Raw genomic sequence first — 16284 nt, 5'->3', positions numbered from 1 at the left:
ACAAGCGCGTCAAAGTCCCCCGTTGTTCTCGTCCAGCTCCAGGGCCCGCGTTTGCTGCGCGAGCGCCTTTTCCTCCATTGCCTTCATCTCGGCGCGCTTCGCGTCCGAAATGGGTGTGTTCCCGTCGTGGCCGCGCAGTTCCGGCGGGTCGTAATCGCCGTTCTCCCACCGTTTATACATCGGGTCGTTCTTGTCCTTCGGAGCCTGGAAGCCCCATTTGTCGAGCAGTTCGTCGGCGGATCCCTTGGGGTATTCGCCGGTGCGGCGCTGTTCGTACGCCAGGTGCGCTTCGGCCCGGCCGCCCGCGGTGAGCGGGTCGGTCCGCGCGAACGAGTCGCCGGACGCGGTCATGTCCGCGTGCGCTTTCGAGCCGGGAGCCGGGACATACGGCATTCCCTTGCCGCCGGCGTACATTTCGTCGACCATGCGGTGGTAGGAATCCTCGGACCCGCGCATCCACCGCTGCTCGTCGTCGAAGTCCTTGAGCTCTTTCTTGCGCGCGGCGTCGTTGCCGTTTTCGATTTCGCTGCGGTGTTCGTTGAGGTCGTCGCGGCGGGCTTGTTCGGCCTTCGCGTCTTCCGCCCGCTGTTTGTAGGCGTCCGCCGAAGCCTGCCGCTGTTCCGGGGTGTTTTCGATCCGTTCCCGTACTTCGGAGCCGTCCGGGTGCTGCTTCCCGGGCACCGGCCTGGTGTCGGTTCCGTAGGTGTGGATGCCGTGCTTCGGGTCGTGGAAGTCGGGATGGTGGACGTGTTTCGGGTCGTCGCCGTGGTAGACCTTTTCCTGCGGGCTCACATAGGTGTCGTGCGGCTGGCGTCCCGGCACCTGGTAGGTCGGGCGGGTGTACTTGCCCTCCATGTGCGAGTAGCCCATTTGGTTGAGCTGCAGCAGACCTGAGGTGTCCTTGCGCTCGTAGGCCTGCCGCTGCGCGTGGGCGTAGGTCAGCTGGTGCTCGTCGTGCGTCTTCCCGCCGGTGAACCCGGAGGTGTGCATTTGCTTGCCGCTTCCGGTGCCCGGGTGCATCCGGTGGAAGTCGTGGCTTTCGTAATAGCCGAAACCGGCGTTCTCGAGGGTCTTTTCGTCGGACCGCTTCCGCGCGGCACCGCTGCCGTCTTCCGCGGCGGCCTTGTGGAGCCCGGCGTGCTCGAGCTGGTTGGTCTGCTGCCCGTCGACCTTGTAGCCGTGCGCGTCGCCGATCCGCGCGGCCTCGTTGGACTTGTCGCCGAAAGTGCCGGGCGGATTCTTCGGTTCCTTGGCGGCCTTCTTGGCCGGGGGCTGGCCGGACGTGGTGTTGCCGCGTTTGCGCTTGTTGTTCGTCCGCGACGCGTTGGCGGCCGCCTGCTGTTGTTGCTGCTGCCGCTGCATTTCCGCGAGCTTCTTCGGACACGGCCCTACCGGGGCGGAGGCGGTGAGGCCGAGCGGGTCGACCATCGCGTTCGGGTTGTCCACGTAGGCCAGCGAGTCCGGGGACGGGCCGAGGCCGAGCGGGTCGTGCGAGAGGTAGCGGCCGGTTTCCGGGTCGTAATAGCGGTGCATGTTGTAGTGCAGCCCGGTTTCCGGGTCGTAGTACTGGCCGGGGAACCGCAGCTGAGTGCGCGCGGTCCCGTCCTCCGCCACGACCGAACCCCACAACGACGTGCGCTGGTGCCCGGCCAGCGCGCCGGCGCCGTCGAGCAGTTCGGCGGGCGCGCCCACCAGGTCGGTGACGACGGCGTGGAACCGCTCGCCGGAGCGTTCGCCGAGCGTCCGTTCGGTCTGCGCGAGCACCTGGTCGGAGTCGGGCAGCCAGTCCCACACGGTCGCGACCTGCGGCCGGCCGGGGACGCTGTGCACCTGCTCGGCGGGCTGGTAGTGGTCCCAGGCGAACTCGATCAGCTCGGCCACCGCGCCCGACTGGTCGAGGCGCTGCTTGGCGACGCGCCTGCCGAGCGCGTCGTAGCGGTAGCGCCAGACCGTGCCGTCCGGGGTGCGCACGCCGGTCAGCCTGCTCGCGGAGTTCCACTGGTATTCCCACCGCTGCCCGCGGCGCTCCCGCACCACGACCCGGCCCTCGGCGTCGTGGGCGTAGCAGGTCTCGCCCGCGGACTCGACGAGGGTGCCCCGGTAGGTACGGGTGCCTGCTGCGGCCGGGTCGCCCGGCCAGGCGGCTTCAGTGATCGCACCGGCCGCGTCGTAGCCGTAGGTTTCCCGCCAGTCCGGGCCCTGGACCGCGCTGACGCGGCCGCCGGGGCCGACCTCGAACGAACGCGGCCCGGCGAGCAGATCGCCTGTCGCGTAAAGGTTTCCGTCCGGCAGGTAGCGGTAGTCGCGCTGCTGCACGGTCGTGTCGCCGCGCAGCACGGTCTGGCCGCGCAGCTTTCCGGTCGAGGTCCAGTGCTGGCGCAGTTCCGCCACCGGCGCGGTTCCGGCGAAGAGCCGGCGCACCGTTTCCTGTCCCGCCGCGTCGTACTCGAACCGCAGCGTGCGGCCCGCGGTGGTGATCGCGGTCGGGCGGTCCGCGGAGTCGTAGCCGACCGACGATTCGGCCCCGCTGGGCGTGCGGCGGCCGGTCCGCCTGCCGAGCGCGTCGTACTGGGACCGCACGACGCGGCCGTTGATCGACTCGGACACCAGCTGCCAGGACGCGTCGTAGTCGAACCGGACCTCGGTCTCGCCGTTGCGCGCCAGGATCATCCGGTCCGCGTGGTCGTAGGCGAATTCGGCGACGTCGTCGTCGGCGGCGCGCCGCACGAGCCTGCCGAGCGCGTCGTATTCGAGCGCGATCGCCTGCCCGGCCGCGTTGACCCGGCGGACGAGCTGCCCGGCCGCGTCGTAGCCGTAGCGCAGGATCCGGCCGTTGTAGTCGGTCTCCGCGACGACCCGGCCCGCCCGGTCGTATTCGTAGCGCCAGACCAGGCCGCGTTCGTTCGTCACCGTCGTGAGCCGCAGTTCGGTGTCGTAGCCGAACCGCCGGACGCCGCCGTCCGGGTCCTGTTCGGACAGCGGCAGGCCGAACGCGCCGTACTCGACCCGGTGCACGCCGCCGCGCGGGTCGACCGACTCCTCGACGTTGCCGACCGCCTTGAACCCGAACTTGCTCACCGAGCCGTCGGCGTTGCGCTGCTGCACCAGATCGCCTGCCGCGTTGCGCACCCGTTCCACGAACGCGCCGGTCGGGCCGGTGATCGAGGCGATCGCACCGAGCGCGTCGTAGCGGTACCGGGTCACCGCGCCGTCGGGAGCGGTGATCGCGGTGGGCAGGCCGGCCGCGTCGGACTCGATCCGGGTGACGCCGCCGAGCGCGTCGGTCCGCGTCGCCACCGCTCCGGTGACCGGGTCGTAGGTGTAGGCGGTGACCCCGCCCGCCGGGTCGATTTCCTTGGCCAGGCTGCCTTGTTCGTCGTACTCGTAGCGCCAGACGTCGCCGGAGGGGCCGGTCGTCGAGATCGGCAGGCCGCGCTCGTCGTACTCGTTCGCCAGCCGCGTGCCGTCCGGGCGGGTGACCGCGACGACGTTGCCGACCTCGTCGTACTCCCAGCGGGTGGCGTGGCCGAGCGCGTTGACGCTGGCGGTGACGCGGCCGTACTCGTCGTATTCGGTGGTCGAGGTGTTGCCGAGCGGGTCGGTCTCGGCGATGACCTTCAGCTGGTCGTTGAGCTGGAAGCGGCGGACCGCGCCGAGCGAGTCGGTGACCGTGGTGACCAGGTTTTCCCGGTCGTAGGACAGTTCGGTGTCGAGGTAGCCGCCGTCGCCCCGGGCGCGCACGCACCGGCCGTCGCTGTCGTATTGGTAGCTGTACCAGCGTCCGTTGACGTCGTCCCAGCGCACCATCCGGCCGTCGGCGTCGTAGCGGAACTTGTGCGAGGTGCCGACCGCGTCGACGACCTCGACCAGCCGGCGAGCGGAGTCGTAGCGGTACTCCCGGACCGCCACCGGCTCGTCCGGCACGCGCAGCGCGGTGACCAGCCCGTCCGCCGAATCGATGCTTACCCGGTAGCCGCCGGAGTGCTCCATCTCCACCGGCACGCCGTCCTCGTAGCGGAAGACGATCCGGTTGCCCGAGCTGTCGGCCAGCGTGTGCAGGCGGAGGGTGCGCGCGTCGGGGTCGCCGGTGAAGTAGCGGATGACGTTGCTCTGCGGGTCGCCGACGATGAACCCGGTGGTGATCCGGCGCAGCGCGAAATACGGACCGTCGTCGGTGGCCACGGCTTCGATGTCGCGCGGGAAGGGGAAGCGGACCAGCACGCCGTTCGGGGCGGCGTAGTGCAGGCCGTCGTCGCGGACCTCGAGCCGTTCGTCCAGCGTGGAGGACCAGGTGGGGCCGAAGAATCCGCCGGAGCGGTAGGACGAGCGGTGGGTCCGTTCCACTGTCAGCGGCAGCATTCCCGGCAGGCGCAGGTCCTCCTGGACCAGGAACACCGCGCCGGTGGCGACGTCGATCGGGTCGCCGCAGTCCCGGACTTCCTTGGGGTCGGTGTGGTGTTCGGCGGGGTTCTGGTTGCCCCTCGGCTGCTGGGTCGAGGACGTGTGCACGTCGTTGCCGCCGGTCTCGTGCGACCCGGAGCCGCCTTGGCCGCCGCCTTCGTGCCCGCTTTCCGAACTGCTGGTGTGGGTGTTGCCGGTGTTGCCGGTACTGCCGTGGTGCCCGCCGCCGCCTTCGGCCCCGGACGTGTGCGTGCCTTCGTTGCCGCCAGGGCCGGAGCGGGTGCCCTCGGTTTTGACGTTGATGTCCTTGGGCGTGTGCGTGGGAGCGTTCTTGCCGCCCTTGAGCCCTTTCAACGCCTTTCCGGCGTCCTCGAACAGCGTCCCGGCCTTCTTCAGCAGCGGGATGAGCGCCTTGAAAGCCTTGACCAGCCTGGTGGTGATCTGGGTGATCTTGGACGCGGTCTTCGCGACCGCCGCCGCGACCTGCGGACCGACCCAGGCCATCCCGATGCCCGCGGTGAGCAGCACCTGCAGCGCCCACGAGATGAGGTGCCCGACCAGGTCCGCGATCGTGTCCCGCACCAGCGACCGGACCGCCGCGACGATCTCGCCCGCGGTCTTGACGCCGCTGGCCGCGCCCTCGGACCCCTTCTGGGCGCTGGCGATGAGAGCGGAGGTGTCCGCGGCCCGCTTGCGGTAGCTGTCGGCGGCCTCGCCCTGCCAGTTCTCGAGGTCTTTCTTGACCAGGTCGCCGAGGTCCGCGGAGACGGCTTCGAGTTCTTTGGCGACGTTGGTCCAGGTCTCGGCCTGCGAGCTGATCTCGTCGGCGTTGCCGGTGAGCGCGTCGAGGGCTTGCTTGAGCGGGCCGACGTGCTCCATCAGCCACCCGACGCCCGCGGCGAAGATCGCGCCGAACGGGTCCATGACCGCGGTGAGCACGTCGAGCGCGGTCCCGACGGCCCCGATCGCGACCGCGGCCCAGTTCTTGCTCTCGATCGCGTCCTTGAGCCCGGTGGCGTCCTCGAGCAACGGGACCCCGGCCATCGCCGAGGTCTCCTTCACCGGCGCCACCAATGGATTGCTCACGTTGTTCCCCTCCGCCCGCTGCTGCGTTGATCACGGTACCTACCCGGTTCCGGACCCGCGCGCGGCAGGCGGCGGCCTTGCTTAAGAGGGTGCCTCGCCTGCTGATGTTCCGCGATACTGCCGCTGTGACGTACACCGAGTGGGTGGTCGAGCGGGCGCAGGATTTCGACTCGCTGCGCGGCAGGCGCATCGAGTCGTGGGCCGGTGTCAAGATGGCTCTGCGGGAGGACGGCCCGGACGGCGGTCCCCAGTTCGCCGACCCGGCGGTGCCCTGTCTGCAGTTGTGGGGCATGCAGGCGCACCTGGACGACGGCCGCACGCTGAGCGTCCTGACGTACCAAGACGACGATCTGTTCGGCCTGTGGCCGCAACGCCGCCCGGATCCCCGGCTCGAGAACCGCGAGCGGTGGGACGGGATCTATCGCTGGACGGCGCTGAACGAACTGCCGACCGGTCTGGTCGAGGACGTCGTCGTCTTCGCTGAAGAAGGCGTGCTCGCCGAAGTCGATCTGCGCGTCGGCGGCCGGCCGCTGGTGCTGGTCGCGGGCGAATTGATCGAGGACTGGACCAGGCTGGTGTTCAACCGGCTCGACGAGTCGGTCCTTGTGTTCACCGATCCCGCGGCGGCCGAGCGCGTCGAATGGTCCACGCCGCAGCTCGGCCGCGCCCGGATCGATCCGTGGCCCAAGGTCAGCTTTTGCTGACCTTGACCGAAAACGCGTCGATGCTCATCCCCGCTCCCGGCGTGATGTCCGCCCCCGGGCTGGTGCACCCGCACACCTTGTTCGGATAGGACCCGCCGATCGCCACGTCGAAGATCGCGAAGAACCCGTGGTCCACCGCGGCCTTCCACGTCGCATCGGACACCTGGTTCTGCTTCACCGCGAAGGTTTCCTTGCCGTCCAAGGAAAACCGAAGCTCCTCGGCGGCCGCGTCCCGGCGGTCCACCACCACCGAATACGTGTGGTACCCGGTCTTGCAGCCGGCGCAGTCCTGCAGGTCGCTGCTGATCCCGTCCGGGTCGTGGCACTCCCCCGCCCACTGTCCACAGTGGAACGTGCTGGAATGCTTGTCCAGCGCGTTCACGTTCTCCATGATGTCCAGTTCGCCGATGCTCGGCCAGTTCGCCGCGCCGACCGGCCGGGCGTCCGCGCCCATCGCCCAGAACGCGGGCCAGTAGCCGAGGCCGTGGTCGGGATTCGGCTGCTGGATCGTCGCGCTCATCTCCATCTGCCCGCCCGCCGGCGCGCCGAAGTCGGTGCGCTGGGTTTCGATCCGGCCGGACGTCCACGCGCCGTTCGCGTCGCGCAGCGGCTTGATCACCAGGTGCCCGGCGCCGTCGTGGTAGACGTTGTCCGTCGAGTCCGTCGACGTCTCGATCTCCCCGGTGCCCCAGTTCGCCGCGCCGCCGGGGTAGCCGGTTCCCTTGTCGTAGAGCCAGTTCTGCGGGTCGAGGCCGGTGCCGGCGGGGCCGTCGAAGGTGTCCTCGAACACCGTGGTCCAGGTTTCGGCCGCCTGCGCGGGCGCGGCGGCCATCGACAGGGCGGCCACGGCGGCCAGGATCAACGGGGTTCGGCGCATGGTTGGCCTTCCGGTCGAGTGGGGTGGTCTCAGCAGGGTCGGCCGCCGCCGCTGACCAGTCAAAACAGTCTGCCTGCCGGTTCCGCGGCCGAAGTGCGCGCGGGCAGGGCGCGTCCGGATAGGTTTGAACCACTGCGCGCCGGGGTACCGGCAGGGTGGGAGAACCGCACCCCCTTTGACACCTCCACGGCCGCCGTCGGCGATCTAGCCTGGGTTCATGAGCGACAGCAACCTCCTCGGCGAGTTCCTGCGGGCCCGGCGCGGCACCACCGTCCCGGCGGACGCGGACGTGCTCGCCGACACCCGGCGCCGGGTCAGCGGCCTGCGCCGGGAGGAGGTCGCGCAGCTGGCCGGGGTCAGCACCGACTATTACGTGCGGCTTGAGCAGGGCCGGGAGCGCACGCCGTCGGCGCAGGTCGTCGACGCGCTCGGCCGGGCGCTGCGACTCGACGACGAGGCGCTCGCGCACCTGCATTCGCTGGCCCGGCCGAAGCGGCCCAAGCGACGTCCGGTGAGGGAACGCGTCAGTCCGCGGCTGGTGCAGCTGATGGACGCGTGGCCGCAGACTCCCGCGGTCGTGCTCGGCCGGTGCATGACCGTCCTCGCGTCGAATCTGCTCGGCGGAGCGCTGTTCGGCGGGCACGAATACAGCGGCGACCTGCTGCGGCTGGTGTTCCTCGACCCCGACGCCCGGGACTTCTACCCGGAGTGGGAACAGGTCGCGGTCAACACAGTCGGCGGGCTGCGGTCGGCGGCGGGCTCCGATCTGGACGATCCGCTGTTGATCGAGGCCGTCGGCGAATTGTCGCTCAAGAGCGCCGATTTCCGCCGGTTGTGGGCGCGCCACGACCTCCGGCAGAAAACGCACGAGACGAAACGGTTCCGGCACCAGCTCGTCGGAATGCTCACCCTGCACTACGAATCGATGACCGTGAACAGCGCTCCCGGCCAGCAACTCGTGGTGTACCAAGCGGATCCGGGCAGTCCGTCGGAGGCCGCGCTGGGACTGCTAGGCAGCCTCGCCGCCGGCGACCACCCGCATCACTGACGCTTTTTTCGCAATTTCCGAATTCACCCGAGGGTAGATCCATGTCTGAAAACAATGCACCCGTCTGGTTTATTACCGGATGTTCCACCGGTCTCGGCCGCGCACTGGCGACCGCCGTCCTCGAACGCGGCCTGCGCGCGGTCGTGACGGCCCGCGATCCGCAACGCGTCGCCGACCTCGTCGCCACGTACCCCGGCCGTGCGGTCTCGGTCGCGCTCGACGTCACCGATCAGCAGCAGATTGCCGACGCTGTCGCCGAGGCACACCAAGCCTTCGGCCAGATCGACGTGCTCGTCAACAACGCGGGCTACGGTTACCTGGCCGCCGCCGAAGAAGGCGAAGACACCGAGATCCGCGCACTGTTCGAGGCCAACGTCTTCGGCCTGATGGCGCTCACCCGCGCTGTCCTGCCGGGAATGCGGGCTCGGCGCAGCGGTCACATCGTCTCGGTCTCGTCGCTCGGCGGGCTGGCCGCCTTCGGCGCGACCGGCTACTACCACGCAACGAAGTTCGCCGTCGAAGGCTTCAGCGAGTCGCTCGCCGCCGAGGTCGCGCCGCTCGGCATCGGCGTCACGATCGTCGAGCCGGCCGCGTTCCGCACCAACTGGTCGGGCCCGTCCATGCGGGAATCCGCCGTCCGCATCGACGATTACGCCGGCACCGCGGGCGCGCGCCGCGCCTCGACGCTCGCCACCTACGGCAAGCAGCCCGGCGACCCGGACCGCGCCGCGACCGCGGTCATCGGTGCCGTCACCTCCGCCGAACCGCCGCTGCGCCTGCTGCTCGGACAGGCGGCTTACGCCATCGCCACCGCCCGCCTCGACACCCTCCGCAAGACGTTCGACGACTGGCGCGACGTCACCCTGTCCGCCGACTTCCCGAAGGAATCCGAATGAGCAAGGTCGCCCTGATCACCGGTGCCAGCAGCGGCATCGGCGAAGCCACCGCCCGCCGCCTCGCCGCCGACGGCTGGCACGTGGTCGCCGGAGCGCGCCGCGAAGACCGCCTGGCCGAACTCGCCGCCAGCACCGGCGGCATCGAAGTCCACCGCCTCGATGTAACCGACCGCGCCGACGTCGCCGAGTTCGTCGACCGCGCGGTGCGTGACCACGGCGAGATCGACGCGTTCATCGCGAACGCCGGCGTGATGCCGCTGTCCCGTTTGGACGCCGGGCTGGTCGAGGAATGGGACCGGATGATCGACGTCAATGTCCGGGGCCTGCTGCACGGGATCGCCGCCGCGCTGCCGCACTTCACTCGCCAGCGCCGGGGCCACTTCGTCACCGTCGCCTCGATCGGCGCGCACCAGGTCACGCCGACCGCGGCGGTGTACTGCGGGACGAAATACGCGGCGTGGGCGATCACCGAGGGCCTGCGGCAGGAATGCGACCCGTCGATCCGCGTCACCACGGTCTCCCCCGGCGTCGTCACCTCGGAGCTGGCGGAGACGATCAGCGACCCGGAAACGCAGGAGGTCATGCGGATCTACCGCAAGGACGCGATCGAACCGAAAGCGATCGGCGACGCCATCGCCTACGCTCTCGACCAGTCGGCCGACGTGGACGTCACCGAGATGATCGTGCGCCCCGCTCGGCAACGCTGAGCGAAGGAGGGCGCGCATGCCGCAGTACCTGCTCGGGATCTACCAGCCCGACGGCGGGACCCCGGATCCCGAGGTGCTGGCGGGCATCGCCGCGCGCCTCGAAGCGGTGACCGACGAGATGAAAGCGACCGGCGTCTGGGTCTTCTCGGGCGGGCTGCACCCGGCGCCCGCCGCTCGAGTCGTCCGCGCTTCCGGCGAGGACGTCCTCTGCACCGACGGTCCGTTCGCCGAAGGCAAGGAACACCTGGGCGGCTTCACCGTCGTGACCGCGCCCGGCCCGGAGGCCGCGGCCGAATGGGCCCGGCGGATCGCGGAGATCACCACGCTGCCGGTGGAAGTCCGGGAGTTCCATTGATCTCGACGGCCGTGCTCGAGCGGATCTTCCGCGCCGAGCACGGCCGCGCGGTCGCGGTGCTGGCCCGGGTTTTCGGCGACCTGGACCTCGCCGAGGACGCAGTCCAGGAGGCGTGCGCGATCGCCACCAAGAAATGGCGCGCGGAAGGGCTTCCGCCGAGCCCCGCGGGCTGGCTGATCACGACCGCCCGCAACCGCGGAATCGACCGGCTCCGGCGCGAATCCACCCGCGCCGACCGCCACGCGCAAGCCGCGCTCCTGCACGCCGCCGAACCGTTCGACGAAGGCGCGATCCCCGACGAACGCCTGCGGCTGATCTTCACCTGCTGCCACCCCGCGCTCAACCCCGCCGCCCGGGTCGCCCTCACCCTGCGCCTGCTGGGCGGCCTCACTACGGCCGAGATTGCACACGCGTTCCTAGTCCCGGAATCGACGCTGGCACAACGCCTGGTGCGCGCGAAAGCCAAGATCCGCGACGCCCGGATCCCCTACCGCGTTCCTGACGCCGCCGACCTCCCGTCTCGGCTCAACGCCGTCCTCGCGGTGCTGTACTTGATCTTCACCGAAGCCCACACCGCCAGCACCGGCCCGGATCTCGCCCGCCCGGACCTGGCCGCGGAGGCGATCCGCCTGACCCGGATCCTCGCCGCGCTGCTGCCCGACGAACCGGAAGTCCTGGGCTTGCTCGCACTGCAGCTGCTCACCGAATCCCGCCGCGCTGCCCGCCTCGACGCCGACGGAATCCCCGTCCTGCTGCCCGACCAAGACCGCGCCCGCTGGGACTGGGCGCTGATCGCCGAAGGCCAGTCGCTGGTCCGTCAGTGCTTGAGACTGGGCCGCCCCGGGCCGTACCAGATCCAGGCCGCGATCAACGCCGTCCACAGCGACGGCACCGACTGGGTCCAGATCCTCGCCCTCTACGACCAGCTGTTCGCTCTGACCCCCACGCCGATCGTCGCGCTGAACCGCGCCGTCGCGGTGGCCGAGGTTGAAGGCCCCGCTGTCGCGCTGACCATTGTGGACAGTCTCGACCTCGGCCACCGGCACCTGTTCCACGCTGTCCGGGCGGATCTGCTCGCCCGGCTAGGCCGAACCGCCGACGCCGCGGAGGCTTACGACGAGGCTTTACGCCTGGTCGCCAACGAGGCCGAACGCCTTCTGCTGCAACGCAAACGGGCCGCTCTCAGCTGACTGACTGATCACTTCTTCGCCGGGAGCTCGCCCTCAGCCCGCTTTCCCGCGGCTGATGACCCCTTCGACGATCTTCGTCAGATGCGCGCCGACGTTCTCCACACCGCCGTTCTGCACCGCGATCTGCGCCCCCTCCATCGCGAACGTCAACTCCGCCGCACCCAGCTCCGGATCGGCTAGCCCGAGCCCCTCGCACATCGCCCGGAGCCTGGCGAACTGCCGGGTCTTGTGCTCGCTGATCAGCCGCCGCGCGGGATGGTCCGGGTCGGGCAGTTCGGCGACGGAGTTCGTGAACGGGCAGCCGCGATGGGAGAACTCGGGCAGCCCGTCGACGATGAACCGCCCCACCGCGCGGATCTGCTCCGCGAAATCGCCCGGATGCGCCTGTTCGGCCGCGTCGAACGCCGCGGAGTAGTCGTGCACGACGATCCGCAGCCATTCCGCGATGAGCGCGTCCTTGGTGCCGAAGTGCCGGTAGATCGCCATCTTCGTGGTCCCGGCGCGGTCCGCGATCGCCTGGACCCCGACCCGCACCACGCCCTCGTTGAGGAAGAGTTCCTCGGCCGCGTCGAGGATGCGCTCGCGAGGCGGCAACGTCGCGACCCTCGTCGGCCGCCGGTCGGAGGTGCTCGTCATCGGTTCTTCCTCGAGAGGGCTTGGCAATCCGGTTCGTCCCGGCTACGGTACACAACCGTCCCTCGTGATACCACTCGGTATCACTCAATACGGATGAGTCTCCCGAAGGGCCCTGCTGGTGAAAATCTCCGAATACGCGAGCTGCGACGCGGTCGCCTTGGCTGACCTGATCGCCCGCGGCGAGGTAACGACGGCCGAGGTCGCCGACGCGGCCGCGCGAGCTGTGGAAGCGATCAATCCGCAGATCAACGCCGTAGTCGAAACCTGGCCGCCCGAAGACGCTCCGGCCCCCGGCTCCGCCCCGCTGGCAGGTGTGCCGTTCCTGATCAAGGACCTGGGCGTCGCCATGGCAGGCAAACGCAGCGAACTCGGCAGCCGCTTGGCCGCAGGCTCCGTGTCCCCCGAAGACTCGTTCCTGATGCGCCGCTTCCGCCAGGCGGGTCTGGTCACCATCGGCCGCACCAGCACCCCGGAAATGGCCTACAGCACCACGACCGAACCGGAGTTCTACGGCGCGACCCGCAACCCGTGGTCCCCTGACCTCAGCGCAGGCGGCTCGAGCGGCGGTTCCGGTGCCGCCGTCGCCGCCGGAATCGTGCCCCTCGCGCACGCCACCGACGCCGCGGGTTCCATCCGAGTCCCCGCCTCCAGCAACGGATTGTTCGGCCTGAAGCCGACCCGGGGCCGGGTTTCGCAGGGCCCCGGTGCCGACGAGGTCTTCAGCGGACTGGCCGTGCAAGGCAGCCTGAGCCGATCCGTCCGCGACAGCGCCGTCCTGCTGGACCTGATCGAAGGCCCCGAACCCGGCGACCCGTACTTCGCCACCCGCCCGGACCGCCCCTACGCCACCGAAGCCCGACTCGATCCCGGCCGCCTGCGGATCGCAGTCCTGCGCCAGCCTTGGGGCGGCCGACAGCCAACCGCGCCAGTCTCCGCAGCCCTCACCGAAACCGCGCGCCTGCTGGAATCCCTGAGCCACGAGATCGAAGAGACCACGCTGCCACTGGGCGTCTCCTGGGAAGAATTCGTCCTGGGCAACACCCGGATGTGGACCGCGAACCTGGCCCCGTGGATCGACAGCATCTCCGCCGCGACCGGCCGCCCCGTCGACGAGACGACCCTGGAACCGGTCACCCTCGCCAGCTACCGCTACGGCCACCAGGTCACCGCCGACCAGTTCGTCCGCGCGCTGGCCATCCGCAACCAGGTCTCCCGAACCTTCGCCCAGCACTTCGCCCGCTACGACCTGCTGCTCTCCCCCACCCTGCCGGAGCCGCCAGTCCCGCTAGGCGTCTACGGCGACGGTGCCGAACACCTGGACGGCCTAGGCTGGCTGGACCGCATCCTGGACCGCTCCCCCTACACCGCCGCCGCGAACGTTTCAGGGGTCCCGTCGATGTCCGTCCCCCTGGCCGAACACGAAGGGCTTCCGATCGGCATGCAGTTCACCGCCGCCTTCGGCCGCGAAGACCTGCTGTTCCGCCTGGCCGGACAGCTGGAACAAGCCGCCCCGTGGACGCACCGCAAGCCCCCGATCTGGGCGGCCGAATGACCCCCTGAGTCCACATTGGACGAACAGCGGACGGTGACCCGCGTCCCAGCCACCCCAAACCCTGACGGCGCCACCGGAGTTCTCGCTAGACTTGGCAAGCGATGCGACGATTCCGGTGGTGGTGGGGGGCGCTGGTCCTCGCCTGCGTAGCTGTTCTCGTGGGCTTTTTCGTCTTTTTCGGCACCGAGAGCCGCCCAGGCCAGCCTTTTCCGCGGCAAGGCCCGCCCGGCCGCGGCCCGCTGACCATCGTCTCACTGGGAGACAGCACCGTCTCCGGCGAAGGCGCCGGCGCCTACACCCCCGACACCGACGGCAAGAACGGCGACTGGTGCCACCGCTCGTCCGCCGCGTTCGTGGAAAAGGTCCGCATCCCCGGCGTCTCCGCCCGGGTCAACCTGGCTTGTTCGGGCGCCCCCGCCGCCCAAGTCGCCCTGGGCGAGGCCAAACAGTGGGGCGAACGCTCCCAAGCCGCCCAACTGGCCGACGTGGTCAAGGATCACCGGGTATCGGCGGTAGTGATCGCCGTAGGCGCGAACGACGACCCGAAATTCTCCGCCCAAGTGAGCGAATGCTTCAAGGCATGGTTCTCCTCCGACGGCCCGTCCTGCAACGTCGCTTTGAAGGAAACCTGGAAGTCCAAAGTGGACGCAATGGTGCCGAAGGTGGCGAACGCGGTAGGCGATGTGAAAAAGGTACTGGCCGACGCCGGATACGTGCCCGCGGATTACCAGTTGGTATTGCAGTCCTACGCCACTCCGGTAGGCCCGAACATCCCGCCGGACCTGCAAAGCCTCAACGGCTGCCCGTTCCGCACCGACGACCTGCAATGGATTTCGACCACCGGAATCAGCACGCTTTCCGCAGGCATCAAACAAGCAGCCACCCAATCCGGAGCCCGTTTCCTGGACCTGGCCCGAGCAGGAGAAAACCACGAAGCCTGCTCCGGCGGCGCGAACCCGGCATCAGAATGGTTCACGAGGCTCACCCTGCACCTGAACGACCTGACGCAAGTGGATCGAGCGACGCACGCACTGCAGGAATCCTTCCACCCCAACGCCGCCGGACACGCCGCCATCGCCGACTGCCTCACGGATTTCCTCACGACGCAGCAAGGAAACGCCTCCTGCCTGACCGCCCCCGACGGCAAACTCCACGCCGTCCCCGAACCAGTCAGCTGACTCCCCCCGCGCCGCTTCACCCCGGCAGCAGTCCATGAGGGGAACCCTCACAGTGGGCTTGCCCCGTTTTGACGGACGGGTTTGTTGAGGGCTGTGGTTAGGCTACTTGTGGGTGGTTGTGGAGGGTTGCCCAGGTTGCCGGGCTGTGGTAGCCGAGGCTGGAGTGTCGTCGGCGGGTGTTGTACCAGCCTTCGATGTAGGTGAAGATTGCCTTGTGTGCCAAGGCGTTGGTAGGCCAGGCCTGCCGGTCGAGCAGCTCGGTTTTGATGGTGGCGAAGAATGATTCCGCGACGGCGTTGTCCCAGCATTCGCCTTTGCGGCCGACTGACAGGCGGACGTCGAGTTCGCGTGCGAGGCGGGCGTACTGGCCGGAAGTGTATTGGCATCCCCGGTCGGAGTGGAAGATCACTCCGGGTCCGGGTCGGCGCTGGGCGACCGCGCTGCGCAGCGCCTGGTCGATCAGGTCGGTGCGCAGGTTGTCCGCGGTCGCCCAGCCGACGACCCGGCGGGAGGAGATGTCGATGACCGTCGCCAGGTAGAGCCAGCCCTCCCAGGTGTGGATGTAGGTGATGTCGCCGCACCAGCGCCGGTTGACGGCGGTGTCGGGGGCGAAGCCGCGCTGGACGAGGTCCGGTGCGGGGCCGGCCCCGGGATCGGGGATCGTGGTGGTGCGCCAGCGCCGGGCCGTCCGGCCGCGCAGGCCCTGGGCGCGCATGAGCCGGGCGATCCGTTTCCGTCCGTGGCGATCCCCGTCCGCGGCCAGTTCCGCGCGGATGCGCGGGGCGCCGTAGGTGCCGGCGGAGAGGGTGTGGATCTCGGCGATCTTCCGCGAGAGGACGGCGTCGTCGCGGCCGCGGCGGGACCCGGCGTCGGCGCGGTGGGCGTAGTAGGCGGATCGGGAGACCTTGAGCAGCTCACAGGAACGTTTCACGTTGCCGGTGGGGCTGGCGTTCTCCGCCTCGATGAACGGGTACACGTTCACCGGGTCTCGTTCGCGAAGAAAGCCGTGGCTCGCTTGAGGATCTCGACGTCTTCGCGAAGCCGGCGGTTCTCCGCCTTCAACGCCGCCAGCTCGTCCAGCTCGCCGCTGGCCGGGCCGTCTGCCCGGGTGCCGGCGTCGATCTCGGCCTGCTTGATCCATTTCCGCACCGCGGAATCGGTCAACTCGAAATCGTGCACCACCTGCGGTATCGACCGTTCGCCACGCTGGCATATCCCCACGATCTCGGCCTTGAACTCCGGCGTGAACACCCGCCGAGACCGCTGAGGCCTCTTCTTGCCCATGGACACCATGATGAACATCCTTCCCAGAGACGCTCCCGCGCCCCTCATCCGAGATGTCCGTCAAAACGGGTCACGCCCACAGACTCTGAGTCCCTCAGGGTTCCCCTCACGACCCACCGCCGTCTGTGAGGTGCCCCTTCACGGAATCAGATTCCCTCAAGGAGCCCTTCACAGCCCACTCCCACCCGCTCGTTCGCTCGCTCGCCGCCGCGATGCGCCCCAACGCGGCGTTGGGTGCATCCCACGCACCCAATGCGGCATTCGGTGCGTCACATGCACCCAACGCCACATTGGGGCGCAAGCCCCGCCCCACTCACCAAACCGCAGCCGATGCACCCAACCGTCAAAGCACCCACCCCACCCCCAACCC

At 69.4% G+C, this 16284-nt stretch carries 13 protein-coding genes; 8 read left to right on the top strand and 5 right to left on the bottom strand.

Going from position 1 to position 16284, the window contains the following annotated elements:
• Positions 1–9: 9 nt before the first annotated feature.
• Positions 10–5487 carry a DUF6531 domain-containing protein gene (locus tag ACFXI3_RS39310; protein WP_378406565.1) on the bottom strand — a complete coding sequence of 1826 codons (5478 nt, stop codon included), beginning with the start codon at positions 5485–5487 and terminating at the stop codon, positions 10–12.
• A gap of 125 nt (positions 5488–5612) precedes the next feature.
• Here ACFXI3_RS39310 and ACFXI3_RS39305 point away from each other — a divergent pair, with 125 nt between their 5' ends.
• Entirely contained in the window at positions 5613–6191 is a 579-nt protein-coding gene (locus ACFXI3_RS39305; protein WP_378406563.1) for a hypothetical protein, read from the top strand.
• Here ACFXI3_RS39305 and ACFXI3_RS39300 read toward each other — a convergent pair.
• Positions 6178–7068 (bottom strand): glycoside hydrolase family 16 protein, encoded by an 891-nt coding sequence (locus ACFXI3_RS39300; protein WP_378406562.1) that lies wholly within the window; start codon positions 7066–7068, stop codon positions 6178–6180. The genes ACFXI3_RS39305 and ACFXI3_RS39300 overlap by 14 nt on opposite strands.
• Positions 7069–7285: 217 nt before the next feature.
• Here ACFXI3_RS39300 and ACFXI3_RS39295 point away from each other — a divergent pair, with 217 nt between their 5' ends.
• The 5 genes from ACFXI3_RS39295 to ACFXI3_RS39275 are packed head-to-tail and all read left to right on the top strand — an operon-like array spanning position 7286 to position 11264.
• A complete protein-coding gene (locus ACFXI3_RS39295) occupies positions 7286–8116 on the top strand; it encodes a helix-turn-helix transcriptional regulator (protein ID WP_378406561.1) in 831 nt (276 codons plus the stop codon).
• A 41-nt stretch (positions 8117–8157) separates the two neighbouring features.
• The gene (locus ACFXI3_RS39290) at positions 8158–9012 is read left to right on the top strand and encodes an oxidoreductase (RefSeq protein WP_378406560.1); all 855 of its coding nucleotides are present in this window, start codon (positions 8158–8160) and stop codon (positions 9010–9012) included.
• Positions 9009–9719 carry an SDR family oxidoreductase gene (locus ACFXI3_RS39285; RefSeq protein WP_378406559.1) on the top strand — a complete coding sequence of 237 codons (711 nt, stop codon included), beginning with the start codon at positions 9009–9011 and terminating at the stop codon, positions 9717–9719. Before ACFXI3_RS39290 ends, ACFXI3_RS39285 begins: the two co-directional genes overlap by 4 nt.
• Positions 9720–9735: 16 nt before the next feature.
• Positions 9736–10074 carry a YciI family protein gene (locus ACFXI3_RS39280; RefSeq protein WP_378406558.1) on the top strand — a complete coding sequence of 113 codons (339 nt, stop codon included), beginning with the start codon at positions 9736–9738 and terminating at the stop codon, positions 10072–10074.
• Complete coding sequence (locus tag ACFXI3_RS39275) at positions 10071–11264, top strand: RNA polymerase sigma factor (protein WP_378406557.1); 1194 nt, start codon at positions 10071–10073, stop codon at positions 11262–11264. The genes ACFXI3_RS39280 and ACFXI3_RS39275 overlap by 4 nt, the downstream gene beginning before the upstream one ends.
• Before the next feature lie 33 nt (positions 11265–11297).
• On the opposite strand, the gene ACFXI3_RS39270 is transcribed toward ACFXI3_RS39275, so the two are convergent.
• Complete coding sequence (locus ACFXI3_RS39270; RefSeq protein ID WP_378406556.1) at positions 11298–11900, bottom strand: TetR/AcrR family transcriptional regulator; 603 nt, start codon at positions 11898–11900, stop codon at positions 11298–11300.
• A gap of 118 nt (positions 11901–12018) precedes the next feature.
• On the opposite strand from ACFXI3_RS39270, the gene ACFXI3_RS39265 reads away from it, so the two are divergent.
• Positions 12019–13452 (top strand): amidase, encoded by a 1434-nt coding sequence (locus ACFXI3_RS39265; protein WP_378406555.1) that lies wholly within the window; start codon positions 12019–12021, stop codon positions 13450–13452.
• Positions 13453–13553: 101 nt separating this feature from the next.
• Positions 13554–14630 (top strand): GDSL-type esterase/lipase family protein, encoded by a 1077-nt coding sequence (locus tag ACFXI3_RS39260; protein ID WP_344274251.1) that lies wholly within the window; start codon positions 13554–13556, stop codon positions 14628–14630.
• 97 nt (positions 14631–14727) lie between these two features.
• Here ACFXI3_RS39260 and ACFXI3_RS39255 read toward each other — a convergent pair whose 3' ends face one another.
• Both ACFXI3_RS39255 and ACFXI3_RS39250 read right to left on the bottom strand, forming a co-directional pair.
• Entirely contained in the window at positions 14728–15612 is an 885-nt protein-coding gene (locus ACFXI3_RS39255) for an IS3 family transposase (RefSeq protein ID WP_378406553.1), read from the bottom strand.
• Entirely contained in the window at positions 15609–15914 is a 306-nt protein-coding gene (locus ACFXI3_RS39250; protein ID WP_378406551.1) for a transposase, read from the bottom strand. The genes ACFXI3_RS39255 and ACFXI3_RS39250 overlap by 4 nt, the downstream gene beginning before the upstream one ends.
• Positions 15915–16284 lie beyond the last annotated feature (370 nt).

Source organism: Amycolatopsis sp. NPDC059235, from assembly GCF_042754125.1.
Taxonomy (GTDB): Bacteria; Actinomycetota; Actinomycetes; order Mycobacteriales; family Pseudonocardiaceae; genus Amycolatopsis; species Amycolatopsis albidoflava.
The sequence above is the reverse complement of the archived record's forward strand: the minus strand, read 5'-3'. Positions and strand labels throughout refer to the sequence as shown.

Excerpts from the sequence above, each read along its gene's own strand:
- ACFXI3_RS39260 (WP_344274251.1), top strand. The coding sequence starts at position 13,554 with ATGCGACGATTCCGGTGGTGGTGGGGGGCGCTGGTCCTCGCCTGCGTA.
- ACFXI3_RS39300 (WP_378406562.1), bottom strand. The coding sequence starts at position 7,068 with ATGCGCCGAACCCCGTTGATCCTGGCCGCCGTGGCCGCCCTGTCGATG.
- ACFXI3_RS39290 (WP_378406560.1), top strand. The coding sequence starts at position 8,158 with ATGTCTGAAAACAATGCACCCGTCTGGTTTATTACCGGATGTTCCACC.
- ACFXI3_RS39270 (WP_378406556.1), bottom strand. The coding sequence starts at position 11,900 with ATGACGAGCACCTCCGACCGGCGGCCGACGAGGGTCGCGACGTTGCCG.
- ACFXI3_RS39250 (WP_378406551.1), bottom strand. The coding sequence starts at position 15,914 with ATGGGCAAGAAGAGGCCTCAGCGGTCTCGGCGGGTGTTCACGCCGGAG.
- ACFXI3_RS39285 (WP_378406559.1), top strand. The coding sequence starts at position 9,009 with ATGAGCAAGGTCGCCCTGATCACCGGTGCCAGCAGCGGCATCGGCGAA.
- ACFXI3_RS39280 (WP_378406558.1), top strand. The coding sequence starts at position 9,736 with ATGCCGCAGTACCTGCTCGGGATCTACCAGCCCGACGGCGGGACCCCG.
- ACFXI3_RS39295 (WP_378406561.1), top strand. The coding sequence starts at position 7,286 with ATGAGCGACAGCAACCTCCTCGGCGAGTTCCTGCGGGCCCGGCGCGGC.